Source organism: Obesumbacterium proteus, assembly GCF_001586165.1.
Classification (GTDB): Bacteria; Pseudomonadota; Gammaproteobacteria; order Enterobacterales; family Enterobacteriaceae; genus Hafnia; species Hafnia protea.
Window position 1 is genome coordinate 1,966,664 of the sequence record NZ_CP014608.1, and the last position, 25,652, is coordinate 1,992,315.

22 protein-coding genes, 2 pseudogenes and 1 riboswitch are annotated in these 25,652 nt (G+C 50.7%); of the genes and pseudogenes, 13 read left to right on the plus strand and 11 right to left on the minus strand.

The window, feature by feature from the left end:
* Positions 1–2 precede the first annotated feature (2 nt).
* The 8 genes and pseudogenes from cheA (at position 3) to cheZ (ending at position 9,480) form a co-directional block, all read left to right on the plus strand.
* Positions 3–2,048, plus strand: coding sequence for a chemotaxis protein CheA (cheA, locus tag DSM2777_RS09170; RefSeq protein WP_061553779.1), 2,046 nt, complete (start codon positions 3–5; stop codon positions 2,046–2,048).
* 77 nt (positions 2,049–2,125) lie between these two features.
* The gene (cheW, locus tag DSM2777_RS09175; protein ID WP_040046929.1) at positions 2,126–2,620 is read left to right on the plus strand and encodes a chemotaxis protein CheW; all 495 of its coding nucleotides are present in this window, start codon (positions 2,126–2,128) and stop codon (positions 2,618–2,620) included.
* A 242-nt stretch (positions 2,621–2,862) separates the two neighbouring features.
* Positions 2,863–4,527 (plus strand): methyl-accepting chemotaxis protein, encoded by a 1,665-nt coding sequence (tsr, locus tag DSM2777_RS09180; RefSeq protein WP_061553780.1) that lies wholly within the window; start codon positions 2,863–2,865, stop codon positions 4,525–4,527.
* A 251-nt stretch (positions 4,528–4,778) separates the two neighbouring features.
* Positions 4,779–6,410: a methyl-accepting chemotaxis protein gene (locus DSM2777_RS09185; protein ID WP_061553781.1), complete on the plus strand. Its 1,632-nt coding sequence runs from the start codon at positions 4,779–4,781 to the stop codon at positions 6,408–6,410.
* A 67-nt stretch (positions 6,411–6,477) separates the two neighbouring features.
* Complete coding sequence (gene cheR / locus DSM2777_RS09190; RefSeq protein ID WP_025801700.1) at positions 6,478–7,353, plus strand: protein-glutamate O-methyltransferase CheR; 876 nt, start codon at positions 6,478–6,480, stop codon at positions 7,351–7,353.
* Positions 7,350–8,401: pseudogene (locus tag DSM2777_RS09195) on the plus strand (protein-glutamate methylesterase/protein-glutamine glutaminase). The gene cheR and the pseudogene DSM2777_RS09195 overlap by 4 nt, the downstream one beginning before the upstream one ends.
* A 35-nt stretch (positions 8,402–8,436) precedes the next feature.
* Positions 8,437–8,826, plus strand: a complete 390-nt coding sequence (cheY, locus tag DSM2777_RS09200) for a chemotaxis response regulator CheY (protein ID WP_025801702.1) — start codon at positions 8,437–8,439, stop codon at positions 8,824–8,826.
* 9 nt (positions 8,827–8,835) lie between these two features.
* The gene (gene cheZ, locus DSM2777_RS09205) at positions 8,836–9,480 is read left to right on the plus strand and encodes a protein phosphatase CheZ (RefSeq protein ID WP_025801703.1); all 645 of its coding nucleotides are present in this window, start codon (positions 8,836–8,838) and stop codon (positions 9,478–9,480) included.
* 93 nt (positions 9,481–9,573) lie between these two features.
* Here the strand turns inward: cheZ and DSM2777_RS09210 are convergent, their stop codons facing one another.
* Positions 9,574–10,008 carry an Rrf2 family transcriptional regulator gene (locus tag DSM2777_RS09210; protein WP_061553782.1) on the minus strand — a complete coding sequence of 145 codons (435 nt, stop codon included), beginning with the start codon at positions 10,006–10,008 and terminating at the stop codon, positions 9,574–9,576.
* A 524-nt stretch (positions 10,009–10,532) separates the two neighbouring features.
* Here DSM2777_RS09210 and phoH point away from each other — a divergent pair.
* Together phoH and DSM2777_RS09220 are read left to right on the plus strand one after the other, a co-directional pair.
* Positions 10,533–11,321: a phosphate starvation-inducible protein PhoH gene (phoH, locus tag DSM2777_RS09215; RefSeq protein ID WP_025801705.1), complete on the plus strand. Its 789-nt coding sequence runs from the start codon at positions 10,533–10,535 to the stop codon at positions 11,319–11,321.
* A gap of 153 nt (positions 11,322–11,474) precedes the next feature.
* Positions 11,475–12,317: a DMT family transporter gene (locus tag DSM2777_RS09220; protein WP_061553783.1), complete on the plus strand. Its 843-nt coding sequence runs from the start codon at positions 11,475–11,477 to the stop codon at positions 12,315–12,317.
* Positions 12,318–12,394: 77 nt separating this feature from the next.
* Here DSM2777_RS09220 and chaA read toward each other — a convergent pair whose 3' ends face one another.
* A complete protein-coding gene (gene chaA / locus DSM2777_RS09225) occupies positions 12,395–13,504 on the minus strand; it encodes a sodium-potassium/proton antiporter ChaA (RefSeq protein WP_025801707.1) in 1,110 nt (369 codons plus the stop codon).
* Positions 13,505–13,795: 291 nt separating this feature from the next.
* Here chaA and DSM2777_RS09230 point away from each other — a divergent pair, with 291 nt between their 5' ends.
* Positions 13,796–14,368 carry a DedA family protein gene (locus DSM2777_RS09230; protein ID WP_061553784.1) on the plus strand — a complete coding sequence of 191 codons (573 nt, stop codon included), beginning with the start codon at positions 13,796–13,798 and terminating at the stop codon, positions 14,366–14,368.
* Between the two features lie 47 nt (positions 14,369–14,415).
* Here DSM2777_RS09230 and DSM2777_RS09235 read toward each other — a convergent pair whose 3' ends face one another.
* The 7 genes and pseudogenes from DSM2777_RS09235 to DSM2777_RS09265 all read right to left on the minus strand — a co-directional run bounded on the left by DSM2777_RS09235 (position 14,416) and on the right by DSM2777_RS09265 (position 21,791).
* Complete coding sequence (locus DSM2777_RS09235) at positions 14,416–15,390, minus strand: FecCD family ABC transporter permease (protein ID WP_061553785.1); 975 nt, start codon at positions 15,388–15,390, stop codon at positions 14,416–14,418.
* A 116-nt stretch (positions 15,391–15,506) separates the two neighbouring features.
* Entirely contained in the window at positions 15,507–16,004 is a 498-nt protein-coding gene (gene hutX / locus DSM2777_RS09240) for a heme utilization cystosolic carrier protein HutX (protein ID WP_061553786.1), read from the minus strand.
* Positions 16,005–16,049: 45 nt separating this feature from the next.
* The gene (locus tag DSM2777_RS09245) at positions 16,050–16,886 is read right to left on the minus strand and encodes a heme/hemin ABC transporter substrate-binding protein (RefSeq protein ID WP_061555366.1); all 837 of its coding nucleotides are present in this window, start codon (positions 16,884–16,886) and stop codon (positions 16,050–16,052) included.
* 2 nt (positions 16,887–16,888) lie between these two features.
* Complete coding sequence (locus DSM2777_RS09250; RefSeq protein WP_061553787.1) at positions 16,889–19,042, minus strand: TonB-dependent receptor plug domain-containing protein; 2,154 nt, start codon at positions 19,040–19,042, stop codon at positions 16,889–16,891.
* Between the two features lie 300 nt (positions 19,043–19,342).
* Positions 19,343–19,690, minus strand: a complete 348-nt coding sequence (locus DSM2777_RS09255; protein ID WP_046457801.1) for a nitrous oxide-stimulated promoter family protein — start codon at positions 19,688–19,690, stop codon at positions 19,343–19,345.
* Positions 19,691–19,779: 89 nt separating this feature from the next.
* Positions 19,780–20,301 (minus strand): DedA family protein, encoded by a 522-nt coding sequence (locus tag DSM2777_RS09260; RefSeq protein WP_061553788.1) that lies wholly within the window; start codon positions 20,299–20,301, stop codon positions 19,780–19,782.
* A 22-nt stretch (positions 20,302–20,323) separates the two neighbouring features.
* Positions 20,324–21,791, minus strand: a pseudogene (locus DSM2777_RS09265) (MFS transporter).
* 119 nt (positions 21,792–21,910) lie between these two features.
* Between DSM2777_RS09265 and DSM2777_RS09270 the strand changes: the two are divergent.
* Together DSM2777_RS09270 and DSM2777_RS09275 are read left to right on the plus strand one after the other, a co-directional pair.
* Positions 21,911–22,483, plus strand: coding sequence for a TetR/AcrR family transcriptional regulator (locus DSM2777_RS09270; RefSeq protein ID WP_061553789.1), 573 nt, complete (start codon positions 21,911–21,913; stop codon positions 22,481–22,483).
* 200 nt (positions 22,484–22,683) lie between these two features.
* Positions 22,684–22,868, plus strand: a riboswitch (M-box (ykoK) riboswitch).
* Positions 22,869–22,925: 57 nt separating this feature from the next.
* Entirely contained in the window at positions 22,926–23,939 is a 1,014-nt protein-coding gene (locus DSM2777_RS09275) for a magnesium transporter (protein WP_061553790.1), read from the plus strand.
* Between the two features lie 88 nt (positions 23,940–24,027).
* Here the strand turns inward: DSM2777_RS09275 and DSM2777_RS09280 are convergent, their stop codons facing one another.
* Positions 24,028–24,477, minus strand: coding sequence for a hypothetical protein (locus tag DSM2777_RS09280; protein WP_237087830.1), 450 nt, complete (start codon positions 24,475–24,477; stop codon positions 24,028–24,030).
* A gap of 162 nt (positions 24,478–24,639) precedes the next feature.
* A complete protein-coding gene (locus tag DSM2777_RS09285) occupies positions 24,640–25,629 on the minus strand; it encodes an aldo/keto reductase (RefSeq protein WP_061553791.1) in 990 nt (329 codons plus the stop codon).
* Between the last annotated feature and the right edge of the window lie 23 nt (positions 25,630–25,652).

A 25,652-nucleotide genomic window follows, 5' to 3' on the forward strand; every position in this document is an offset into this window, starting at 1 on the left:
GCATGGATATTACTGCGTTTTATCAAACGTTTTTTGATGAAGCCGACGAACTGCTGGCAGATATGGAACAGCACCTGCTGGAGCTGGATCCTGAAGAGCCAGATATTGAACAACTTAATGCAATTTTCCGTGCCGCGCACTCCATTAAAGGGGGCGCGGGGACGTTTGGTTTCAACATTTTGCAAGAAACCACCCATTTGCTGGAAAACTTACTCGATGGTGCACGTCGTCATGAAATGCGACTGAGCACTGATATCATCAACCTGTTTCTGGAAACCAAAGATATTATGCAGGACCAGCTCGATGCCTATAAATCCACTCAGGATCCCGATCACGCTAGTTTTGAGTATATCTGTCAGGCATTAAGGCAACTGGCGTTAGAATCTCAAGAAAACAATGAGCCCGAGGCCGCCGACGGCCAACATCTCAAAGTGGTCGAGCCAGAGAGTGAAGCTACCGTAGGCAACCATAACGAATCCGGCGAAATGGCAGTGCCAGAAGGGTGTATTTCTCTTTCCCTATGCGGGCTGAAGTCGCAAGAAGTGCCGCTGATGCTGGAAGAACTGGGCAATTTAGGCACCATCCGCGAACACGCTGAAACCGAGCACGGGCTTGACGCCATTCTGGAGACAACGGCCAGCGAAGATGACATTGCTGCCGTTCTCTGCTTTGTGCTGGAACCTGAGCAAATTTCGTTTAACCACGGAGCGCCAGCGCCAGCTGAAAATACCACGGCTCCCGCTCAGCCTGCATCACCTGCCGCAGAAGCGAAACCTGTCGCAGCGCCAGAACTAAAACTGGTTCCTGAGCAGGCTGCGCCGCGTCAGACCGAAGCGCCAAAACGCCCAGCCAAAGCGACCGAAAGCACCAGCATTCGCGTTGCGGTGGAGAAGGTCGACCAGCTGATTAACATGGTTGGCGAGCTGGTGATCACCCAGTCCATGCTCGCGCAGCGTTCAGACATGCTCGACCCGGTAGAGCATGGTGATTTGCTCAACAGTCTTGGTCAGCTAGAGCGCAACGCGCGTGACCTGCAAGAGTCGGTGATGTCGATTCGTATGATGCCGATGGAATACGTATTCAGCCGCTTCCCACGGCAGGTACGCGATCTGGCCAGCAAGCTCAACAAGCAGGTCGAAATTACCCTGCTCGGAAGCTCAACCGAATTAGATAAGAGCCTGATCGAACGCATTATTGATCCGTTAACCCACTTGGTGCGCAACAGCCTCGATCACGGCATTGAAACGCCAGAAGTTCGTGTTGCAGCGGGGAAAAGCGCGGTAGGAAATCTGACGCTTTCTGCGGAACATCAGGGCGGCAATATCTATATCGAAGTTCGTGATGACGGCGCAGGCTTGAACCGTGAGCGTATTTTGGCCAAAGCGCGTTCTCAGGGAATGGCGGTGAGCGACAGCATGACCGACGACGAAGTGGGATTGCTGATTTTCGCACCGGGCTTCTCCACCGCAGAACAGGTCACCGATGTGTCTGGACGCGGCGTGGGTATGGACGTTGTGAAGCGAAATATTCAGGAGATGGGCGGCCACGTTGAAATTCAATCGCAGGGCGGGAAGGGCACCACGATCCGCATCGTGTTGCCGTTAACGCTGGCAATTCTCGACGGCATGTCCGTCAAAGTGAATAACGAAGTGTTCATTCTGCCATTAAATGCGGTGATGGAATCCCTTCAGCCTCGTGAAGAAGATCTCTATCCGTTAGCGGGCGGCGAGCGCGTGCTGCAAGTGCGTGGCGAATACTTACCGCTGGTTGAACTGTATAGCGTGTTTGAAGTGCAAGGCGCCAAAACCGATGCCATGCAGGGCATTGTGGTTATCTTGCAAAGCGCCGGTCGTCGCTATGCCTTGCTGGTCGATCAGCTCGTTGGGCAGCATCAAGTGGTGGTGAAAAACCTCGAAACCAACTATCGAAAAGTACCAGGGATTTCTGCCGCTACGATCCTCGGTGATGGCAGCGTTGCGTTGATTGTGGACGTCGCTGCGTTGCAGAACATTAACCGTGAAAAGCGCGTAGCGGTGTCTGCGGCATAGCGTGAATGTTTTATTTTAGCCAGCAGGTGACTGCTGGCTCTTATACCCAAGTAATTTGTGCATAAAGGTGAACTAACATGACAGGACTGGCTTCTGTAACCAAACTGGCGGGAGAAACTGTAGGGCAGGAGTTTCTGGTTTTCACTCTCGGCGATGAAGAATACGGCATCGATATTTTAAAAGTACAAGAGATCCGTGGCTACGATCAGGTAACGCGCATTGCCAATACGCCTGCGTTTATCAAAGGTGTTACCAACCTGCGCGGCGTCATCGTGCCAATCATCGATTTGCGCGTGAAATTCTTACAGGAAAACGTGACCTACAACGATAATACCGTGGTGATCGTGCTTAACTTTAGCCAGCGCGTGGTGGGTATCGTGGTTGATGGCGTATCTGATGTGCTGTCGCTAACCACCGATCAAATCCGTCCGGCACCTGAATTTGCCGTTACGTTATCGACCGAATATCTCACCGGCTTAGGCTCGCTGGGCGAGCGTATGCTGATTTTGGTTGATATTGAAAAGCTGTTAAGCAGCGAAGAAATGGCGCTGGTAGAGAGTGTTACAGTGTAACTTTTATATTACCCCATTGAAATGACCCCACCCCAACCCTCCCCTTCGCAGGGGAGGGAGCCGAACTTAGCTCTATTTTATCATCAGCGCTCGGTGTGCCCCTCCCACTGAGAAGGGGGAGGCTGGGAGGGGGTATGCAAAAATTCCGCAGCAAAAATTCCTAATAAAAAATATTTTCCCCATAAAGTTTTTCTTAGCTACGCCGATATCCCTTCTATCCGACGTACCGAGAATGAGAAACCATGTTAAACCGTATAAAAGTTGTCACCAGTTTGCTGTTGGTGCTGGGGTTGTTTGGTATTTTGCAAATGACATCCGGAGGATTGTTCTTTAACGCCCTGAAAAACGACAAGGAAAACTTCACTGTTTTACAAACCATCCGGCAGCAGCAGTCTACGCTGAACGGAAGTTGGGTCGCCTTGCTACAAACACGAAACACGCTAAACCGTGCTGGCATTCGTTACATGATGGATGTTAACAAAACGGGCAGCGGTGCGACGGTTGATGATTTACTGCAAATTGCTAAAACGACGCTGCAACAGGCAGAAGGACGCTGGGCTGAGTATGAAGCGCTGCCTGTCGATCCGCGTCAAAGTCTAGATGCGACAGCCGACTTAAAGCGTCACTACGACATCTTGCACGGTGCGCTGTCTGAACTTATTCAGCTGTTGTCTACCGGCAAAATCAATGAGTTCTTTGACCAGCCAACGCAAAGCTATCAAGACGGCTTTGAGAAAAGCTACGTCACCTACCTAAATCAAAACGATCATCTGTATCAAGAAGCCGTTGATGATAACAACAGCCCTTACAGCATGGCGATGTGGATCTTAGTCGGCGTCCTCGCCTTAGTGGCCGCCGCCATTATTCTGGTTTGGTTTGGTATCCGCAGAACGCTGATCGTGCCGTTAAATCGCTTAATTGGCAGTATCAAACATATCGCCAATGGTGATCTGGCGCGCAGCATTGATGTTAGCGGCACCAATGAAATGGGGCAGTTAGCCGCAAGCCTTAAGCATATGCAGGGCGAGCTGGTGCGCACCGTGGGTAACGTTCGCCAAGGTGCTAACGCGATTTACAGCGGGGCGAGTGAAATCTCAGCCGGTAACAACGACCTCTCTTCTCGTACCGAGCAGCAGGCCGCATCGTTGGAAGAAACCGCTGCCAGCATGGAACAGCTGACGGCAACGGTGAAACAAAACGCCGAAAATGCGCGTCAGGCTAGCCATCTTGCACTGAGTGCCTCTGAAACCGCGCAGAAAGGCGGCAAAGTCGTGGCTAACGTGGTGCAAACCATGCACGAAATTGCGGGTAGCTCGCAAAAAATTGCTGATATCACCAGCGTGATCGACGGCATTGCTTTCCAAACCAATATTCTGGCGCTGAATGCGGCCGTTGAAGCCGCACGTGCCGGTGAACAAGGTCGCGGCTTTGCGGTTGTGGCGGGTGAAGTGCGAAACCTCGCCCAGCGCAGCGCTCAGGCCGCTAAAGAGATCAAAGGCCTGATTGAAGATTCCGTCAACCGCGTTGATATCGGTTCTACCTTAGTGGAAAGTGCAGGCGAAACCATGGGCGATATCGTCAATGCAGTTACGCGTGTTACCGACATTATGGGTGAAATCGCTTCCGCGTCGGATGAGCAAAGCCGCGGGATCGATCAGGTTGGTCAGGCGGTATCTGAAATGGACCGCGTTACCCAGCAAAACGCCGCGTTGGTTGAAGAATCAGCCTCGGCCGCTGCTGCTTTGGAAGAGCAGGCCAGCATGCTAACGCAGGCGGTATCTGTCTTCCGTATCCAACAAGACTTTAAAGAAGACATCGGTGAAAGCCGCAGTGTCAAACCGGCTATTTCTACGCCTGCTCCGCGTATCGCGGCGGCAGACACCGGAGACAACTGGGAAACGTTTTAAGTTTTCTTAATGACGATCTAAACGGCTAAGCGGTGGCGAAGATCACCCTCTGTGTGGCAGACAAAACTGCCGCACAGAAAGCTGAAATGTATTTATGTGCTTTATGTTTAAGCGAGCTGCACCTTGAAAATATGAGTATGTCTTCCACGCATTGGCGCTGTCGCTGGCAACACGGCGTCAATGGCGGTGGAAATCATTAAACGTGACAGCGCCGGGACCCTACAAACGAACCGGCCCAAAAGGAAAGCATCGTGTTTAACCGAATCCGAGTATCAACCAGTCTATTCCTGCTGCTGATGGTGTTCTGTCTGCTGCAATTAGGATCTACCGGCTTGTCGTTTATGTCGATTCGTTCCGATAACAACAACTTTTCTAACGTTCAGATCGTTAACGATCAGCGAGAAGCGCTGAATCAGTCATGGGTCGCCCTATTGCAGGCACGTAATACGCTTAACCGCGCCGGTACGCGGGCTGCGCTGAAAGTCCCGCAGGAAAAAGTGAATGAGCTGATGGCCGGTACTCGCTCATCGTTGCAAAAAGCGGATCTCTATTTTAATCAGTTCTTAGCCATACCGCGTGTGACCAAAGAAGGTATTGAGCTGACTGAAACCACCAAAGCGAGCTACGAGAATCTGCGTACCACGCTACGTGAGCTCATTGCGTTATTAGAGAAAGGCGATCTGCAAGGCTTTATGGATCAGCCAACGCAGAAAGTCCAAGACCTGTTTGAAGTTCAGACGCAGGCCTACACCCAGCACGTAGATGATGTGCTGGCGAAATCGGCAACGGAAAATAAAAACTCATACACCCTCTCAATGCTGATGGTGGTGGGTGCCGTAGCAATGCTGATTGTCGTGATTTTAAGTTCGCTGTATTGGTTACGCAAAATGCTGATTTCTCCGCTGAATACCATGCGTGCGCATTTTGATCGCATTGCTGAAGGCGATCTTTCAGCTGAAATTCGCGTAATTGGCCGTAATGAACTGAGTCAGCTGTTTGGCAGCCTGCAAAAAATGCAGCAGTCGCTGGCCAAGACGGTATTAACCGTCCGCCAAGGATCTGACGCGATTTATAACGGTCTGCAAGAGATTGCATCGGGTAATAACGATCTCTCTTCGCGTACTGAACAGCAGGCCGCTTCGCTGGAAGAAACCGCGGCCAGCATGGAACAGTTGACCGCAACGGTGAAACAGAACGCCGATAACGCTCGTCAGGCGGCACGCTTGGCCAAAGAAGCTTCGGGAACCGCAACCTCCGGCGGTGAAATCGTGGGTAACGTCGTGCGTACCATGCACGAGATTGCCACCAGTTCACAGAAAATTGGCGATATCACCAGCGTGATCGACGGCATTGCTTTCCAAACCAACATTCTGGCACTGAATGCGGCGGTTGAGGCGGCACGTGCCGGTGAACAGGGGCGTGGTTTTGCCGTGGTCGCCGGTGAGGTTCGTAACCTCGCGCAGCGCAGCGCGCAGGCAGCAAAAGAAATTAAAGGGCTGATTGATGATTCGGTCAGCCGCGTGAAGCAGGGCTCGGTGCTGGTTGAAAACGCCGGTAGCACCATGGATGAAGTGGTGCGTTCGGTGGCTCGCGTCACCGACATTATGGGGGAAATCTCCTCTGCTTCCGATGAACAGAGTCGAGGCATAGAACAGGTTGCCTTGGCGGTAACGCAAATGGATCAGGTGACGCAGCAGAACGCGGCACTGGTCGAAGAGGCTGCATCAGCGACGCAGGCGGTGGAAGAACAAGCAAATGCTCTAACCCGCTCTGTTGCCGCGTTCCATCTGGTATCAGCACCCGCTGCCCGAGTTGTCGATAATCCTATTGCCAGCTTAGAGCAGTCGCTGCCCAAGGACAAAGATGTATGGCAACCGATTTAGCAGCGGCTAAACGGTAGTTAATCGCGGGCGGTGGTTTGCTGCTCGCGTATTGCAAATTGGGTGAGTGATGGCGAATTTATTTACACAGTCAGGAAACGATGATGCTCAGGTACCTGCATTGATGATGCAGAGAGTCCCTCTGGCAGACGCCCATTTTCGTCGCATCAGCCAACTTATTTACCAACACGCAGGGATTGTGTTGGCCGATCATAAGCGGGAGATGGTTTATAACCGACTAGTGCGGCGTTTACGCGCGCTGAATCTGAATGATTTTGGCGCGTATCTGGCGTTATTGGAAAGCAGCCAGAGCCACGGAGAGTGGCAAACGTTTATTAATTCATTAACCACGAATTTAACCGCTTTTTTTCGCGAAGCGCACCACTTCCCGATTTTGGCGGAACACGCGCGTAAGCGGCCACACAACTACTGCGTGTGGAGTACGGCGGCTTCTTCGGGAGAAGAGCCTTATTCGATCGCGATGACCTTAGCGGAAGCATTGGGCACAACGCCTGTGGGGCCGCAGGTCTGGGCGAGCGATATTGATACGCAGGTGTTAGAGAAAGCGGTGCGCGGCGTTTATCGACAAGAAGAAACTAAGCATCTTACGCCTTCGCAGCTGCAACGCTTTTTTCTGCGCGGTACAGGGCCGCAGGAGGGCTTTGTCCGTGTCAGGCCAGAGCTTGCCCAGCGCGTACAGTTTCAAATGCTGAATCTGTTGGCTCCGCAGTGGGATTTGCCTGGGCCGTTTGACGCCATATTTTGTCGCAACGTAATGATTTATTTTGATAAAGAGACTCAGGCACGCATTCTCAATCGCTTTATCAAACTATTGAAACCCGGCGGGTTGCTGTTTGCGGGGCATTCGGAAAACTTTAGCCATATCAGCCAAGAGTTTTATTTGCGCGGACAAACCGTGTATGGGCTGTCCAAGGAGAGTCGATGAGTAAAATTCGGGTGTTGTGCGTTGATGATTCAGCGCTAATGCGTCAATTGATGACCGAGATTATTAATAGCCATCCTGATATGGAAATGGTCGCGGTGGCGCAAGATCCGCTGGTGGCACGCGATCTAATCAAAAATTTAATCCGCAGGTGCTCACGCTAGACGTTGAGATGCCGCGCATGGACGGCATCGATTTTCTTGAAAAGCTGATGCGTTTACGGCCGATGCCGGTGGTGATGGTGTCGTCGCTAACGGGTAAAGGCTCAGAAATTACGCTTAAGGCGCTTGAGCTTGGCGCGGTGGATTTCGTCACCAAACCGCAGCTTGGGATCCGCGAAGGCATGCTGGCCTACAGCGAAATGATTGCCGATAAAGTGCGTGCGGCGGCGAAAGCGCGTCTGCCTGCGCGTGGCACGATGCCGGTAAAACCTGTGACGCTCAGCCATACCCCGTTGCTCAGCAGTGAAAAACTGATTGCGATTGGTGCTTCAACGGGCGGAACCGAGGCGATTCGCCATGTGCTACAGCCGCTGCCGTCATCAAGCCCCGCGCTGCTGATTACCCAGCATATGCCGCCGGGCTTTACGCGTTCGTTTGCCGAGCGCCTGAACAAACTGTGTCAGATCACCGTCAAGGAAGCCGAAGAGGGCGAACGCGTGTTGCCAGGGCATGCCTACATTGCACCGGGGGATATGCATCTGGAGCTGGCGCGCAGCGGTGCCAACTATATTGTGCGCCTGCATCAGGGGCCTGCGGTTAACCGTCATCGGCCTTCGGTTGATGTGCTGTTTGACTCGGTGGCGCGCTATGCAGGACGCAACGCGGTGGGCGTGATTTTAACCGGTATGGGTAACGATGGCGCTGCGGGGATGCTCAAAATGCATCAGGCAGGGGCTTATACCATCGCACAAAATGAAGCCAGCTGTGTGGTGTTTGGCATGCCGCGAGAGGCCATTTTAACGGGCGGCGTCGATGAAGTGGTCGATCTGCAACAAGTCAGTCAGCGAATGCTGACGCAAATTAGTGCCGGACAGGCGCTGCGTATTTAACGTTCCCTAATGAGGGGGACTTTTGAGGAGTCAGTATGGCGGATAAGAATCTGCGTTTTTTGGTTGTCGATGATTTTGCCACAATGCGCCGCATCGTAAGAAACCTGCTTAAAGAGCTGGGTTTTAACAATGTAGAAGAAGCGGAAGATGGCGCGGACGCGTTAACCAAGCTACGCACAGGGGCGTTTGATTTTGTGGTTTCTGATTGGAATATGCCCAACATGGATGGTCTGCAACTGTTGCAGGCGATTCGCGCCGACGGCAGTCTGGGAACATTACCGGTATTGATGGTGACCGCGGAAGCGAAAAAAGAAAACATTATTGCAGCAGCGCAGGCAGGTGCCAGCGGCTACGTCGTTAAACCGTTTACGGCAGCAACGCTAGAAGAAAAGCTGAATAAGATTTTTGAAAAGTTGGGGATCTAAGGAGTCACAATGAACGAACATCCTATGCCAGCAACTGATGCGGCGACGGCCAACGATATTATTGCTCGAATTGGGCAATTAACTCGCATGTTACGCGACAGCCTAAAAGAACTTGGGCTGGATCAGGCTATTGCGCAGGCGGCAGAAGCGATTCCAGATGCCCGCGATCGTTTAGATTATGTGGTGCAGATGACGGCTCAGGCCGCAGAGCGTGCTTTAAACTGCGTTGAAGCGGCTCAGCCACGTCAAACGACGTTAGAAAAAGGGGCGACAGATTTAAAAGTGCGTTGGGATGAGTGGTTTGAAAATCCTATCGAGCTTTCTGATGCGCGCGTTTTGGTTTCTGACACCCGTAGCTATTTGGCTGCGGTGCCGGAACACACGGCGTTCACGCATGCTCAGCTGCTTGAAATTATGATGGCACAGGATTTCCAAGACCTTACAGGTCAGGTTATCAAGCGCATGATGGGCGTGGTGCAAGAAATCGAAAAAGAACTGCTGGCGGTGTTGGTCGAAAACATTCCAGACGTTACGGCAAAACCAAAACGTGACAACGATGGTTTGCTCAATGGTCCGCAGATGAACCAAAATGGCCCAGGCATTGTGGCAAATCAGGAGCAGGTGGATGATTTGCTGGGAAGTTTAGGTTTCTAATCACCTAAGGCTGGCATAGCACTGATGTGTTTGTGACGTTCTGACGGTATTTATCAAGGCGGGGAGGAGAAATGTGTCCCGCCTTGATGCTTTTTACTCTGCGGGAATGCCCAGAATCGCGATAATCTCGCCGCGATTGCTGACCAAATCGGCTAGTGTGAAGTCTTCCATCGCGGTTAAAAATGCTTCCATGCCGACCTTTAGCGCGGCCTGTAGCTTGCAGACTTTTATCAGTTTGCAGCCGGGCGAATTGCAATCAATGCCGCTGAGATTGCTCTCTAGTGCACGGATCACCTGACCGATATTGATTTCTGCCGCTGGCTTGCCCAGTTCTATGCCGCCGCCTTTGCCGCGTACTGCATGGATGTAGCCTAACCCCACTAATTGCGCCACCACTTTGACCATATGATTACGTGAGATATCGTAATGCGTGGCAATTTCGCCCACGCTGGTGCGCTGGCCGTAGGGCATTGAGGCCAGATACATCAGAGCGCGTAAGCCAAAATCGGTGTAGGTGGTTAATTTCATGAAGCCGCGTGAAAGAAAGAATATTAGGCATGTTTATAACATAATTATGGCGCTTTTGGCTGGCTATCAGAGAATTAATAGTAAAGTTAAAACTTTATTAACAATAAAAGATGAAAGTATTAACATTGTCATTATACTGTCATTATTAAGCAGTACATTTTCATGAGGCGACGGAAGTATTCACATCAACGCAGGTTATTGAACCAGCAGGTTTGTGAGGAGCGCGGATGAAACAGTCCTTACCTGGGCTAGCACGATGTCAAATCAGCACCATTCAACAGGTTGTCTCTGACAGCCAAAAAGTCGACGCAGCAAAATGGGCGTCACGGCTTTCTTCCCCGAAAAATTTATCTATTCCTCTCTTTTCACTTTACCGGCTACGACTGCGCGCCGCAGGGATTGGCTTCGCGCGTGGGTTCGTATTAAGCACGTCTCTATCCTATAAGGAGGTTCTCAGATAAGCGAGTGACAGTTCGTTCATGAAACGTGGAATGACGATTGAAACCAACTGTAAGGTGCCAAAAATGGGAAAACAGAAAGCTGTTATCAGAGCGCGCCGTGAGGCTAAACGTGTGGTCAAACGTGATGGTCGTAGTCAACGTCAGCGCGAGGAAGATCAGGCTGCCTCTCTAGTTCAGATGGGCGGTATCGAAACCATTGGCATGGCGCGGGAAAAACGTGATAACGCGCCAGTCACGGCCAGAACGGAAGCACAGGTCGCTTATCTGTCTGCAATTGAATCCAAACAGTTAATCTTCGCAACAGGCGAAGCAGGCTGCGGTAAAACCTTCATCAGCGCAGCGAAAGCGGCCGAAGCTCTGATCCATAAAGAGGTCGATCGTATTATCGTTACGCGCCCCGTATTACAGGCCGATGAAGATCTCGGTTTCTTACCCGGTGATGTATCCGAGAAATTTGCACCGTATTTCCGCCCAGTCTATGACGTTCTGGTTCGACGTTTAGGGGCTTCATTCCTGCAATACTGCTTACGTCCTGAAATCGGCAAGGTGGAAATTGCACCTTTCGCTTATATGCGTGGCCGCACCTTTGAAAACGCTTTTGTGATCCTCGATGAGGCGCAAAACGTCACGGCTAGCCAAATGAAAATGTTCCTAACCCGTCTGGGGGAAAACGTCACCGTGGTGGTTAACGGCGACATTACCCAATGTGATTTGCCTCGCGGAGTGAAATCCGGCCTCGAAGATGCGCTGCAACGCTTCACCGAGGATGGGATGGTCAGTATTATCCGCTTCGACAGCCAAGACTGCGTTCGCTCGGCGCTTTGCCAGCGCACCTTAAACGCATACCAATAAGCTTTTCCCAATCCAATTTTGTTCTCAGGGCCACCTTCGGGTGGCCTTGCTTATTTAAGCGCCTAGACATAACACTTCTATGACATATTTATGACAATCCAGCGTGGAGACTTTATGCTGTTGGTATCTCGATTAATTTAGTGAGAAGTTGGTATGACGACCACGGTTTTTCTGGCGGTGCTGTGTGCCGCATTGCTGCATGCGAGCTGGAATACCCTTGTTAAAATCGGTGAGGAACGCTTTGTTGGCGTGGCGCTGATTGCGATTTTCTCCGGCGCAGTGTCGCTGTGCGGTTTAGCGTGGGTCGGTTTACCTAACTTTTTATCGCTGCCGTGGTTGTTACTCTCTCTGGTACTGCATACCGGCTACTGCCTGTTTCTCAGCCGTGCCTATGGACAAGGCGATCTGGGCCAAATTTACCCGTTGGCGCGTGGCAGCGCACCGCTGTTGGCGATGATGCTCAGCGCGCTTTTTTTGCGTGAATATCCGCCTCTGTTAGGCGTTATCGGTGCGCTGGTATTGGTTTCAGGCGTGCTGTTAATGGCGCTACGCGGCGGCGGGCGCAGAAAGTTGAATGGTAAAGCCGTGCGCTATGCCTTAATTACCGCCATGTTTACCGCAGGATATACGCTTTCAGATGGTGCCGGAGCCCGCGCTGCCGAAGCTCCGCTGACCTATACACTGTGGCTGTTTACGCTCAACGGTATCATCATGCTGCCGCTGTTATGGCTGCATCAGCGAGGGAAAACCTGGGGGCAGATTAAGCGCAATTGGCGGGTGGGTTTAGCGGGGGGAACGATGTCGTTGCTGGCCTACGGCATTGTGATTTGGGCATTGACTCAGGCGCCGATTGGCGTTGTGGCCGCGCTGCGTGAAAGTAGTGTGTTATTCGCCATGATATTTTCGGTGTGGTTGCTGAAAGAACCGATGGGAAAAGCAAGGATCGCCGCCAGTTTGGTGATTGTGACGGGGGTTATGCTGTCTCGGTTGGGGTGACCACACAGGGTAAAACGCGCATAGTCAGAATAAAAAAAACGGCGCGATAATTGCGCCGTTTTTTCAGTTTGAATCAGTTACAAGAATATCGTCATCAGGTAAGCCGCAAACAGAGCCAAGTGAGCGGCACCGTTCAGAACGTTAGTACGTCCGGTGCTAAATGAAACCTGACACAGCATCAATGCGGCGACCATCACCACCACCTGTGGTGCATCCAGCGCAAAGATCAGCGGTTGGCCGGTCAAGGTAGCAATAATCGTAACCGCAGGCACCGTCAGTGAGATGGTGGCTAGCACAGAACCGAAGAACAGGTTCATGGCGCGCTGCACCTGATTAGCCAATACGGCTTTCAATGCTCCCAATCCTTCCGGCGACAAAATCAGCAGAGCGACTAAGAAACCGGTGAACTGCTGCGGCGCATTCAGCGTGCTTAGCAGGCTTTCAAGCGGGTTGGCATTGAATTTAGTGACCGCAATAACGGCAATCAAATGCACCACTAACCAACCGGCGTGCCATGCGCTGCTGTGAGCCGAAGGTTTGCCATGATGCGGATCGCTCGGATCATCGCCGTCATCTTCATGCTCGTAAACAAACAGGCTTTGGTGCGTTTTGGTTTGGATCAGCAAGAACACGCCGTACATTGCGGCGGAAATAGCTGCCACCATAAGCGCTTGACCCGTGGTGAAGTTTCCACCGGGGAAGGTCATCGGTAACACTAAAACGATGATCGCCAGCGGGATCAGCGTAATTAAATACTGTTTAATACCGGCCAGATTGACAAACTGAGTGGCAAATTTACGCCCACCGAGCAGCAATGAAAAACCAACCAAACCACCGGTGACGATCATCACGATGGAATAGAGCGTATCGCGCATCAGCGCCGGAGCCGCATCGCCGGTAGCCATCAACGCAGAAATCAGACTCACTTCCAGAATAACCACGGAAAGGCTCAGAATTAATGAGCCGTAGGGTTCACCTAAACGGTGTGCTAACACGTCAGCGTGACGCACTACGCTAAACGCACTGCTCAATATAGCGATCAGCGCGAGGATATTAATGCCAGCGACGGCGGGTAAACTCTGAGTATTGCCCCACAGAGTCAGGACAACTAAGGCGATAACAGGTAGAGCTAACGAGTACTCGCTATGCCGTGTTTTCACGCGGCATGCTTCAGTTTCTGACTTCATTATGATTATTCTCCGTGTAACGATGCGCAGGCGGTCAATCGCAAAATCCAATCAATAGTTCGATAAAACTATATATAGCCTATCAAAAAAATGTGTTTTATCGATTAGTTTTTACCTAGCTTTACTTATTTTATGAATTTTTATCACGGTCTGCTCAATTAAATCATGCTAGTTCGCGATACGTTTAACCTCTCGAGAAATGCTGAGAATACATTCATTAGTTTTCTGAAACCAAAGGGAATGACTTTTTTGCGGTATCATTAGAGGGATATACGTGAGAGGAACCTAAATATGACGGATGCAGGCCAGTGGATTTCAGATTACGGCTATGTTGCGGTGGTGATTGGCAGCATTATTGAGGGCGAAACGATCGCTTTTCTGGCAGGCGCAGCGGCTCACAAGCATCTACTCTCCTATCCTTTAGTTTTGTTGATGACCTTCTTGGGCGCCACGGCGGGGGATTTTACGCTGTATCTGGTGGGGCGACGGTTTGGTCGTCAGATCTTGGCGCGTTTTAAGCGACAGCAGAAAAAGATCCAACGTTTCCAACAGCGGGTGCGTGAGCATGAGACGCTGCTCATCCTAGGAATGCGTTTTGCCTACGGTTTTCGCACCATTGGCCCGATTATCATCGGATCTTCGGGCGTCAAGCTACGCAAGTTTGTGCTGCTGAATATTATCGGTGCGGCGATTTGGGCATTTATCATCGTTACGCTCGGTTATGCCGCCAGCGAAGTGCTGTTCCGCCTGTTTGCCCACGAGCATCAACGACGCATCGCCTTTGTGGTGCTGATGGTCGCGTTGCTGGTGGGATTAATCGGCGTGAAGTGGTATCGCTCAAAACAGTCTGACAATGAGGCATAAAATACAAAGGGCATTGCGCCCTTTGTATCCGGTGTCATGGCACTGATTTAAAGCCCGCGGCGGCATCTAAATATCAGCCATAAAAAATAGGGTCCACCCAGCAGGCTGGTGAGTAATCCCACCGGCATTTCGGCAGGCTGAACCACGGTTCGAGCCAAGGTGTCCGCCAGCAACAACAAACAGGCACCGCACAGCGCAGAGCAGGGGATTAGCCAGCGATGGTCTGAGCCGATCGTCATGCGTACCAGATGCGGTACCACTAATCCGACAAAGCCGATCACGCCGCTGATGGCGACGGATGCACCCACTAATAATGAACTTAGCACCAACAGCATTTGGCGTTTACGTTTTACATTCACGCCAAGATAGTGCGCCTCTTCATCACCCAGCTGTAGCAGGTTTAACGTTCCTGCATTGCGCCAAGTGACAAAAATCGCCGGGAGCGCCAACGAGGCGGACACCAGAAGCGTGGGCCATTGTGCCTGTCCCAAACTGCCCATCATCCACAGCGTTAACTGGCGTAGCTGCTGATCGTCACCGACATAGCTGAGGATCCCAATCGCTGCGCCGCACAGCGCGTTAATCGCGATGCCGGCCAGTAGCAGATGCAGCATGCCACCGTGGCTGGAGCGACCGCTGAGGAAAAAGATAAACGTGCAGATAAGCAGGCTGCCTAACACGGCAAACAGCATGTGTTCGTACATTAAAAACAGCGCAGGCAGGGAGACGGGAAAAACAATAGCCATACCGACCATCAATGCCGAGCCGCTGCTAACCCCTAATAAACCCGGATCGGCCATCGGGTTGCGAAATAAACCCTGCATGATCACGCCCGACGTTGCCAGCGCCGCACCCACCAACACAGCCAGCAAAACGCGTGGCATACGCACGTTGAGCCAAATATCGAGATAATAATCCTGTAGTTCGCTGTTCCACAGCACTGAAAACGGCATGCTGATCGCGCCGAGATTCGCGGCACATAGCACCAAGGCCAACAGGATAAAAGTCAGTCCCCAGAACATCTAGGGAGATGAGAGTGAGCTATTCATCACTCAGGATCTCCATCGCATCGATAAGTCACTGCGCCACGAGGCGCAGTGATATTGAGCTATCCCGTCATGATTGACGGCAACCACGTTTAGATCGCGTCTGTTTTAAGGCGTAACGCCAAGGCACGGAAGGCGTCTACCTGTGAAGCGAGCAGTTTGCGATGTTCGTCGCGACCCAAGAAAATTTTAAACATGGCGCTGCCTTGCTGGTTCAAGAACAGAATAGAGGCGGTGTCCATGCCCATAAACTGACGTTCAATCAGCGCAATGTGGTGACAGTTTTCGGCTTTAATATGCCCGGTAAGCCCTTTTTTGCCGCGCAGGTTAAAGTAACCATGGCGGTGGAAACCGGTAGGTAATTCTCCGGTGAACTCCAAAATAACATCGGCGGTGTGTGCCAGCGTGGTTACGCAGCCCCATTCCACGACGCTATCCCACACTGCATCGAATTTATCGCCAGAAACTAAGGTATGCTCCGGCAAATGCTGGATCACCTCAAGCAGCGTGGTATTGAATTTTTCAGCGATGGCCTCCAGCGTGCCATCAGGACGGGTTTGCATGAAAGCATGCAGTTCAGAATGTGTCATTGTTGTTGCTCCTTGTTATAAATACTTGTCGTATCAATGAAAAAATTAAGCTGGATTGGGATAAAGCTGCTGCTGAAGGAATTCAACCGCATCAACGATGCGTGGCCCCATCCCCAAAATGAGCGACTGATCGATTTCAACGATGCGCTGATTTTTCCATGCGGCGGTGCGAGTGACACCAGCTACGTTGCCCAGCTGCTTTTTACCGTCGGCAGAAGCCAAGCTTTGGGTAGTGACCACGATCACGTCGGGATTAGCCGCAATAATCGCTTCACCGCTGTAGGTTTTATATTCCGCGTGGCTCGCGATATTTTGCCCACCGGCCAACGATAAAATGGTGCCCGCCACGCTTTCGGTTCCGGCAATTTGCGGTACGCCGCCGCCCGGCGATAGCAGGAACATCACGCGCACGGGCTTAGCGATTTGCTGGTTTTTTTCAGCGGTAGCGGCCAGCCGTTTCTGGAGGCTGGCGACTAATTCGTCGCCCTGCGCTGTTTTGTTCACGCTGCTCGCCAAGGTATGAATATTGCTGTACATCCGTTCCACGGTGGCAGGCGTGCGCGGCAGCGTCAGCACCTTCACTTTTTGTTGCACGAGTTGGTTAAGCACCAGCTTGGGTTCGGCGTCTTGCCAAGTAATAAAGGTGGTCGGCGCCAGTGACAAAATGCCTTCGGCACTCAGCTGTTTCCAATAGCCGATGTGCGGCAGCGCTTTGGTTTCTGGCGGATAGGCCGTGGTTTCATCTACGCCAACGAGCGTGTCACCCGCGCCAAGCGCGTAGAGCAGTTCCACCAACGAGCCGCCAGCGACCACTAAGCGCTCTTGAGCCATCGCACCGCTGGTGAGAAGGAGTGCCAGTGCGCCGATAATCAATTTTTTCATCATCAGAATTTCCAAGCAAAGCCAACGGCCGCATTAATGCCCGCCGCAGGAATAGACTCATGCGCGGTTTGATAGCGTTTGTTGGTGAGGTTATTGAGCTCAACGTTGACCTGATACTGATCGTCGGCACCAAATTCGCTGTTAAACGCTAGGTTTAAGGTTGCCCAACCGGCGTGATTTTCCGTTTCGCTACCGGTGCTGTCCGTGGCTTTGGAAGCTGCGCGAATATAAAGATCGGAGGTCAGGTTCATCGCATTAAACAACATCGTATTTTTTACCCCCAAACGTCCGGTTACGCTCGGATCGCCGGTATCCCATGTTTTCATGGTTGGGCTGATGAACTGACGGCGCATGATGTTGCCGCTGGCATACGGTGAAATCATCCAGCCGTTATATTCGGCGGAGAGTTCCATCCCGTAGGTTTTGGCGCGGTCGACGTTATCGTAGTAGTAATAATCGGTACGTGATGAGTTGCTGTTGCCGTTACAGATTTTCTGCCCAGAGCAAGCAATAGAAGCGATATAGTCTTTGGCTTCGGAGTAGTAAATCGCGCCGTCGATGTACCACATATTGCCGTTATAGCGCGCCCCAAATTCGAAGTTGTTGGAGTGCTCCGCATCCAGATCTGGGTTGCCATAGGTCACGCCGCCGCCCGCGGATGTCTGCATAAACTGCTGCGTCAGGGTTGGGAAAACATAGCCCTGAGCGAAGGCCAAACGAAGTTCGGTATTGGCGATACCGGAATAACGCAGGCTAGTGGCGGTTACAAACGCGCTGTCGCTGACGGACTGCGAGCCGAGCGTGGTGGTGGTTGTGCCTTGGGAAGAGTGAGAAACCGTTTCGTCGCCGTTCAATAGCTGAGATTTCAACCAATATTGGCGCGCACCGAGCGTCCATTTCCAGTTATCGGCAAACTGCCACTCATTTTGTCCAAAGGCTGACCAGTTGGTTTGTTCCGAGCGGTTGTGCGCCAGTGTATCTTTAGTGTAATTCACGGCGGCAGGGAAGCCGTGTGAACTACTGGACTGCGTGCTGCCGTTGGAGGTCTGTTTGACGCGGTCTTCTTGGTATTGAGCGCCGATCACCAGATTGTTATTCGCAGGTAGCTCGAAGTTAGATTGCAGGGTGAGCCCGCGCGTATTCTGCGTGTCTTCGGACTGCGTTTGGTTAGCCACACGTAGATCGCCGATCATCGGGCTGCCGGTAGGCGTGACAACCGTGACCTTATTTTCGAATTTACGCTCAAGCTTTTGGCTGTACGCGTCGAGGTGAATATTTTTTAAATATTCGCCGTCTACCGCGTAGTCATAAAACAACCCAATCTTTTCGCGTTCCAGCTTCGGTATTTTAACGCTGAATTCTTGATAGGACGGATCGTCATAATAGGTTTGCGTAGAGAGCTTATAGCGGTCTAGCGATAGGCCAAACTTATGCTTATCCAGCGTGTAGCCAAGCCATAGGCCTTGGCTATTATTGTTGAAGCCGGTATTGGGCAAGCGGCCGTCTGGGGTGTCTCTATCACCGTGATCGGCATAGCTGCCGTTCAGGCGGTAGTCTAAATTACCGATGCTGCCATATGCGCTGGCAGACTCACGCCAGCCGTTGGTGGCGGTATCATAAACCGCCTTGACCGAACCGCTGACCGGCTTATCGCCGCCTTTGCGGGTGATGAAGTTGATCACGCCACCGATGGCTTGAGAGCCATATAGCACCGAGTAGGGGCCTTTGACCACTTCAATGCGCTCTAGTGACGACTCATCAATCAAAATACCGGGACCGAAATCTTGTCCTGCGCGTTGGTAGGTGACTTCCTGCCCATCGATCAGTAACAGCACGCGTGAAGAGCCTTCACCGCGAATGCGCACCTGTTTACGGCCAGCCAAGCCGTTATCGGTGATTTCAACGCCGGGAATATCTTGTAACTCATCTGCTAACGATAAACGGGTAGAACGCTCAAGCTGCTCGCTGTCGATAACTTGAATGGTTGCAGGGCTGTCCCACAGGGTTGTTTCGCTACGGCTGGTGGTGGTGACATAAATCGGATCTTCGTCAACGCTGCTACCGGACTGCTGGGGAGCCGATGCCGCGCCAAGCTGTTGTGAAACAAACAGAGATAAAGCTGAAAGTAGAAAGCACGTATTCCTTGTACTGAACATAGTCTTTAACCTTAAAGCGAACAATAATAATTATCATTTGGCTTTATAGTTAAACTTGTATCTAACGTCTACAAATAAAGGTGTAAATCAAATGCATAATTGATTTAGGTCAAAAAAGAGAGGGGGAGATATTTTCGCGGTGAGAGTTTTTAGTTCTGATTCTTGGTATTTAAAGCGAGTAAAAATACAGTAAGTACTTTCTATATAGATTTAATACGAGGTTTATAGCTTCCAAGCATCTTAGTTCGGAAGTGATGAGAACAGCAATAGCGCAGGTTGATCGCCCACGCGTTTCATCGCTTAAGGTTTTTTGGGACGATACTTTTCCGGCAATTCAGGTACAGGGCGTTTGTCGTCAATCAGGTGACGCACGGTAAGGATAGGGTGCCGCCACAGCATTCTCGGACCCGACCAACGCATAATTTGCTTCATTTCTTCGCGCTTGGCGGGTTGATAGCAGTGCACAGGGCATTGCTTACAGGCCGGTTTTTCTGCGCCAAACACACAGCGGTCGAGGCGCTTTACCGCATAGGCATACAGGTTATCGTAGTGTTCGTCGTCATGCTGAGCATCGGGGCAGCGGCGCTGATAAAGCGAGATCATTTTTCTGATCGTCAGCTTTTCTCGTTGAATTCGGCTATCTGGCATCGCTAAGTCTCCCTGCGTCATCGCTATATAATATTCATCTATAATACATGTATTGATGAGCCTGATTCTATACCCCTAAACGCTGATGGCTAGATGATAGGAGCGGCGAAATAGAGCGCGCCTGAAACGATACCGATAAATAGGCACGCCCACACGGCAGCTGAAAATGCGGTGACACAGTAAACGCGCGTGCGGCTAAAGGTCATCATTCCAGCGGCCATGGGCACCATATAGCGCAGTACGGCTATAAAACGTGACGTGAACAAAACCAGCAGGCCGCCTTTATGCTGTAGCTTTTCGCTGATGCGCTGCAACTTACTGTTATGACGAGAGAAAAAGCGTGGGAAAAGCATTTTCTGGTTAATCAATTGGCCAAAATGAAACGTCAGCACCGAGCCTAATGTCGCTCCCAGCGTAATCGCAAGCCAAACCTGCGTGATGGAAAGTGAAGGCTGGCTGACGGCGATTGCCGCCAGCAACATCAACGACGCGGGTGGCAGGATCGAGGAGATCATCACGGTGGATTTACCGAGTGCGATAGCAAACAGCAGGGCAAAAATTTGAACCGGGTGATCGGCAATCTGTGACAAAAAGGTTTCTAACCATGCCATGATAATCTCCAAAGCAGCGGCATTATTGGGTGCGCTTTAGCGTAACGGCGCTCAACAACAGCAAAAGGGACGCGGAAATCAAAACGGAAACAAACGCCTGATCAAACGCCATGTGGGCAAGGTGAGTCAGGGTTTGCGCCTGCTCAATATCCATGTTTCCTGCTAGCTTCAACGTTTCGTCGATACTGTCGTAGGCTTGGATATTGTCCTCAAACTCCGCGGGAAGAATTAGGCTGTTGCTATAGATGGCCGTCATCATTCCACCCAATAGGGTAATCCCAAGGACGCTGCCCAATTCATACGCCACGTCTTCAATGGAGGCGGCCATACCCGATTTTTCGTTCGGCGCGTTGAACATAATCGCGGTTGAAGACGCGGTAAATGCACCGCCGATACCGTAGCCAATAGCAATTAAATAGCCGAAGATTTCGATAATACTTTCCTGATAGCGCAGAGCTAAACCAATGATGCCGATGCCGGTTATCAGCAAGCTGCCCAGTACGATTTTCTGCTCGCCATATTTTGGTAGCAAAAGGCCAGAAAAAGGCCCCGCCAGCGCGGAGGCGAGCGGGATCGGCAGGATGTATAACGCCGCCTGTAGCGGGGACAATCCAACCACCAACTGAAGCCGTTGGCTAAGCACCAGTTCGACGCCGACCATCGCCAGCATGGCCACCAACGCAATACAGACGCCGCTGAAAAACATTCGATTACTAAACAGCGAAAAATCAATCATAGGTGACGCGGATCTGCGCTGGCGTTTATAAAAGAGAACTAAAAATACGATGCCAATCAGGGCGGATAGCAACATTATCGTCCACGACGCATCCGGTTTACTTAGCTCCTTCAAGGCGTAGATCGATGCAACGAGTCCTAGCATGATCTGAACGGAGCCTAGGTAATCGCAAGGACGGTTACTGGTGCTGCCACATGTTGGGATCAGCTGTTTCGCCAGTGGGAGAACCAGCAGAACGACCGGCACGTTAATCAGGAAAACGGACCCCCACCAGAAATATTCCAGCAAGGCTCCCCCAATGACAGGGCCGATAGCCGCGCCGCCGGAGGCGACAGCAGACCAAATACCAATGGCCAAGGCACGCTCTTTAGGATCGGTAAACGTATGGCGAAGAATCGAAAGCGTAGGCGGCATCATCATGGCTGCGCCCACGGCTAAAAACACGCGCGAGGCAATGAGCATCGAAGCGCTTGGTGAAAATGCGGCGCACAGCGAGGCGGCGGCAAAGACCGGAAGGCCATAGATAAATAATTTTTTATGCCCAATGCGATCGCTTAACATCCCCGTCGCAGGCAATAAACCAGCCACAACCAGCGGATAGGCATTAATAATCCACAATTTTTCTGAAGCATTTGCATCCAGTGACAGCGTTAGTTTAGGGAGCGCGGTGTAAAGTACCGTCATATCAACAACGATTAAAAAACAACGCACTGGATACCAGCGTGAGTGTTAACCAGCGATAGTGTACGTTCATCATCTTGTCTCTAAAATTTGTGACGCCGGAGATGGCGACAATCATTCAGCTAACAGAGTTTATGAATGACAATGTATAGTTTCAATCCATACGTATGTATTTAAAACGAGGGTGCTTAAATGGGACGTCAACGCAGTATCGATAGAGAAAAAGTGCTGGATGCAGCGGAAGAGATTATTGCGAACCACGGCGCTGCGGCACTGACTATCGACTCTGTGGCGCGTGCGATGGGGATCTCAAAAGGCGGCGTACAGTACTGTTTTGGCAACAAAGACGCGCTGATTGATGCCATGTTTGAACGCTGGGGAAATGCCTACGATCGGGTATTTGATCTGGTGGCCACGCAGGATGACTCGCCGGTCAATCGCGTTGCGGCACATGTGGTTGCCACGCATAAATACGATCAGGCCTCCAGCGCCAAAGCCGCTGGGTTACTGGTCAATTTGTTGCAAACCAAAGAGCATCTGGAAAATACGCGTGGCTGGTACCGCGAGCGTATCGAGAATTTAGACCTTGATTCCGAGCAAGGCAAGCAGGCGCGCATCGCGTTTTTAGCGGCCGAGGGCGCATTTATGCTGCGCTATTTTGGTTTAATGGATATAGATCAAACCGAGTGGGAATCTATATTTCATGACATTGAAAAGATTATTTTACCGGCAGATAAAAATACAGATAAAGACATCAATAAATAATGTGAAGCTGACGCTTATAGAGCGCAATAGCTGCACAAAAAATGATTCATTAATAACTAATAAGACGTAAGTTCGACCGCGGCGTTGTTTAAGTTAATTAGATTTCGTTTAACTTAAAAGCATTTTTCTAAATATTCAATAAACCAAAAAAGGATTATGAAAACGGGTTTATTTTTGCAGTGTAGGATTTCCGTGTTTTATGACGATCTCGTTATGGCGAGGCTCCTATACAAACACAAGTTATCGCCCTGATGGCATCGAGAGAGACCACACAGGGAAATACAGGCATCCATCGAATCAAGGTGTTGCCAAGGTAACTTTCAGTAATATCAATGCATTACTGAATACGTTGTATAGTGCTAAACCCAAGACGTAGGGATCTATTTTCCTATCTTAGTCTTGTTCGCCCCTATGAGGTTTTAATTCTATAGGGAATCAAACTATGTCTTACCATGTAAAAAATGCTATCCACAACCATAATGATGAGTTTGAAGATGACGCCATTGCTCAATATATGAGTACAGACTTCATCACGCTGCCTCATATCCTTAGCGTGCAAGAAGCTCGCAAGGTTTTCCTTTCTCAACTCAAAAGTAATGATATACCTACGCAGGTTTTTGTCGTATCCGGTGAGCAATTATGCGGAGTATTAGCCGTTAAAAAATTGCTACAGGAAACGAATGATACTCAGATTATTCAGAGCTTGATGGATCATCATTTTTTCCATGTTAGCCCTGCGGATGAAAGAACTAAGGTTATTTCCCGTATTTCCAAAGAGGATGTCGATATTGTTCCCGTCGTTGCGGGCGGACAATTAGTGGGATGTCTTACCGAGAGAGAAATTGCGCATTTATTAGAGGATGAAGTGACTGAAGATGCGCAGCGTCAGGGTGCCAGTTTGCCATTGGAAAAACCGTATCTCGAAACCAGCCCAATAACGCTGTGGAAGAAACGTTCGGTCTGGCTGTTACTGCTGTTTGTTGCCGAAGCTTACACCAGCAGCGTGATCCAGCATTTTGAAGAGGCGCTGGAATCTGCTATTGCCTTGGCTTTCTTTATTCCGTTGCTGATTGGCACGGGCGGGAACAGTGGCACACAGATAACATCAACCTTGGTGCGTTCGATGGCGCTAGGCGAGGTGCGGTTACGCGATTTGGGTAAAATTATCCGCAAAGAGATGACGACGTCACTGATGATTGCGGCGACGTTAGGACTCGCGGGGTGTGTTCGTGCGTGGATGATGGGGATCGGCCCCGAAATTACGCTGATTGTCAGTTTAACATTGGTTTGTATTACGATGTGGAGCGCCGTGGTTTCCTCCGTGATCCCAATGGTATTAAAGCGTGTGGGAATTGACCCTGCGGTAGTGTCTGCGCCGTTTATTGCCACGTTTATTGATGGAACCGGTTTGATTATTTATTTCAAAATTGCGCAGTACACCTTGGGACTCAATTAAAGGCGACTCGGCTATAGATTAAACGAAGTTCGAAAGAGAGTGACGATTACAAATATCCCTTCCCGTAGGGGAAGGGATAATCATTAGGTTATTTGAGCAAGATTAAGAACAGAATGAACCAAATCTGCCAGTCGGACACGGCAGCATATTGATATGCACCGAGTCGGGATGCAGGGTATACATGCCCCCCCCAAAAAGGATCGATCAGCCAGCCCGCGCCTAATGTGCTCAAGTTACCAAAGATGTACCAAGCATTAGGACGCGTTTTGAGTGGCATGATAACGGGCTGAAAATCAGCCTTGGAAAAAGTGATCTGATAGCTCAGCCACCCCAAATAAGTGCCATCTGATTTTGGCAGCGTCACCGTCGTGGGCGTGGTTCCGGTGGCGGCAACTCGGCCGTTATTATCAGAAATAACAAATAGCGCCTGAGACGGTGAGCTGTCTACAAAAACAGTTTGAGATTCATCACCAACGATGGCGGCACATCCCGTCAGTGATAATACGGAGCCTAAGGCGAGAGCAGATAGTTTTTTCATGTTAGGACTTATTATCAAATGGGTACTGAACTAAGAGCGACACATGAGGTGGCAAACTTTAAATGTTCAGACCGCAATTTTTGCCTTACACAATCAAACAGCGTGAAAGATCGAAATAGTGAATGAAGGCAGGCAGCTCAATGGCCGCCTGCCATTAATCCCTTATCGTCCTACGCGCGCCATCAATGCAGCAGGGTAGCGATCGCCCACGATTTTCACCGTTTCTAGCGCGTTGGCGATTTTACGCAAATCGTCTGCGTTCAGAACCAGTTCGGCTGCGCCAAGGTTTTCAGTTAAACGATGTAGTTTGGTGGTGCCTGGAATTGGCACAATCCATGGTTTCTGCGCTAACAGCCACGCTAGTGCGATTTGTGCCGGAGTGACATTTTTCTCTGCGGCTAATGCAGCAAGCAGAGACACGAGTTTTTCGTTGGCTTCTATGGCTTCGGCGGCAAAGCGCGGCACTTTGCTTCTAAAATCGTCAGCCCCAAACGTCGTTTGTGCGTTGATTGCGCCAGTTAAGAAACCTTTGCCCAGAGGGCTAAAGGGAACAAAACCAATACCTAATTCTTCTAACACCGGCATGATTTCTTGCTCGGGTTCACGCCACCACATGGAGTATTCGCTTTGCAGTGCCGTAACGGGCTGAACGGCATGTGCGCGGCGAATGGTTTGAATACCGGCTTCAGATAATCCAAAGTGTTTAACTTTGCCTTCAGCAATCAAATCTTTCACGGTTCCAGCGACGTCCTCGATAGGCACCTCAGGATCCACGCGATGCTGGTACAGCAGATCGATCACGTCGGTTTTCAACCGGCTCAGTGAGCCTTCAACGGCGGCACGAATATGCTCAGGACGGCTGTTTAAAATCTGCTGCTTATTATCGTTGCCGAAGGTAAAACCAAATTTAGTGGCAATAACCACGCGATCGCGGAAGGGCTCAAGCGCTTCGCCAAGCAGTGATTCATTTAAATAAGGGCCGTAGACTTCAGCGGTGTCAAAAAAGGTCACACCTTGTTCAACGGCGGCACGGATCAGTTCTATCGCTTGTTTCGTGTCGGTGGCAGGGCCATAGCCAAAGCTCAGCCCCATACAGCCCAGACCCATGGCTGATACTTCTAGCCCAGACTGACCAAGAATACGTTTTTGCATTTTAATAGCCTTGTTATTGAGGT

Excerpts from the sequence above, each read along its gene's own strand:
- cheA (WP_061553779.1), top strand. The coding sequence starts at position 3 with ATGGATATTACTGCGTTTTATCAAACGTTTTTTGATGAAGCCGACGAA.
- cheW (WP_040046929.1), top strand. The coding sequence starts at position 2,126 with ATGACAGGACTGGCTTCTGTAACCAAACTGGCGGGAGAAACTGTAGGG.
- tsr (WP_061553780.1), top strand. The coding sequence starts at position 2,863 with ATGTTAAACCGTATAAAAGTTGTCACCAGTTTGCTGTTGGTGCTGGGG.
- cheR (WP_025801700.1), top strand. The coding sequence starts at position 6,478 with ATGGCGAATTTATTTACACAGTCAGGAAACGATGATGCTCAGGTACCT.
- cheY (WP_025801702.1), top strand. The coding sequence starts at position 8,437 with ATGGCGGATAAGAATCTGCGTTTTTTGGTTGTCGATGATTTTGCCACA.
- cheZ (WP_025801703.1), top strand. The coding sequence starts at position 8,836 with ATGAACGAACATCCTATGCCAGCAACTGATGCGGCGACGGCCAACGAT.
- DSM2777_RS09210 (WP_061553782.1), bottom strand. The coding sequence starts at position 10,008 with ATGAAATTAACCACCTACACCGATTTTGGCTTACGCGCTCTGATGTAT.
- phoH (WP_025801705.1), top strand. The coding sequence starts at position 10,533 with ATGGGAAAACAGAAAGCTGTTATCAGAGCGCGCCGTGAGGCTAAACGT.
- DSM2777_RS09220 (WP_061553783.1), top strand. The coding sequence starts at position 11,475 with ATGACGACCACGGTTTTTCTGGCGGTGCTGTGTGCCGCATTGCTGCAT.
- chaA (WP_025801707.1), bottom strand. The coding sequence starts at position 13,504 with ATGAAGTCAGAAACTGAAGCATGCCGCGTGAAAACACGGCATAGCGAG.
- DSM2777_RS09230 (WP_061553784.1), top strand. The coding sequence starts at position 13,796 with ATGACGGATGCAGGCCAGTGGATTTCAGATTACGGCTATGTTGCGGTG.
- DSM2777_RS09235 (WP_061553785.1), bottom strand. The coding sequence starts at position 15,390 with ATGTTCTGGGGACTGACTTTTATCCTGTTGGCCTTGGTGCTATGTGCC.
- hutX (WP_061553786.1), bottom strand. The coding sequence starts at position 16,004 with ATGACACATTCTGAACTGCATGCTTTCATGCAAACCCGTCCTGATGGC.
- DSM2777_RS09245 (WP_061555366.1), bottom strand. The coding sequence starts at position 16,886 with ATGAAAAAATTGATTATCGGCGCACTGGCACTCCTTCTCACCAGCGGT.
- DSM2777_RS09250 (WP_061553787.1), bottom strand. The coding sequence starts at position 19,042 with ATGTTCAGTACAAGGAATACGTGCTTTCTACTTTCAGCTTTATCTCTG.
- DSM2777_RS09255 (WP_046457801.1), bottom strand. The coding sequence starts at position 19,690 with ATGCCAGATAGCCGAATTCAACGAGAAAAGCTGACGATCAGAAAAATG.
- DSM2777_RS09260 (WP_061553788.1), bottom strand. The coding sequence starts at position 20,301 with ATGGCATGGTTAGAAACCTTTTTGTCACAGATTGCCGATCACCCGGTT.
- DSM2777_RS09270 (WP_061553789.1), top strand. The coding sequence starts at position 21,911 with ATGGGACGTCAACGCAGTATCGATAGAGAAAAAGTGCTGGATGCAGCG.
- DSM2777_RS09275 (WP_061553790.1), top strand. The coding sequence starts at position 22,926 with ATGTCTTACCATGTAAAAAATGCTATCCACAACCATAATGATGAGTTT.
- DSM2777_RS09280 (WP_237087830.1), bottom strand. The coding sequence starts at position 24,477 with ATGAAAAAACTATCTGCTCTCGCCTTAGGCTCCGTATTATCACTGACG.
- DSM2777_RS09285 (WP_061553791.1), bottom strand. The coding sequence starts at position 25,629 with ATGCAAAAACGTATTCTTGGTCAGTCTGGGCTAGAAGTATCAGCCATG.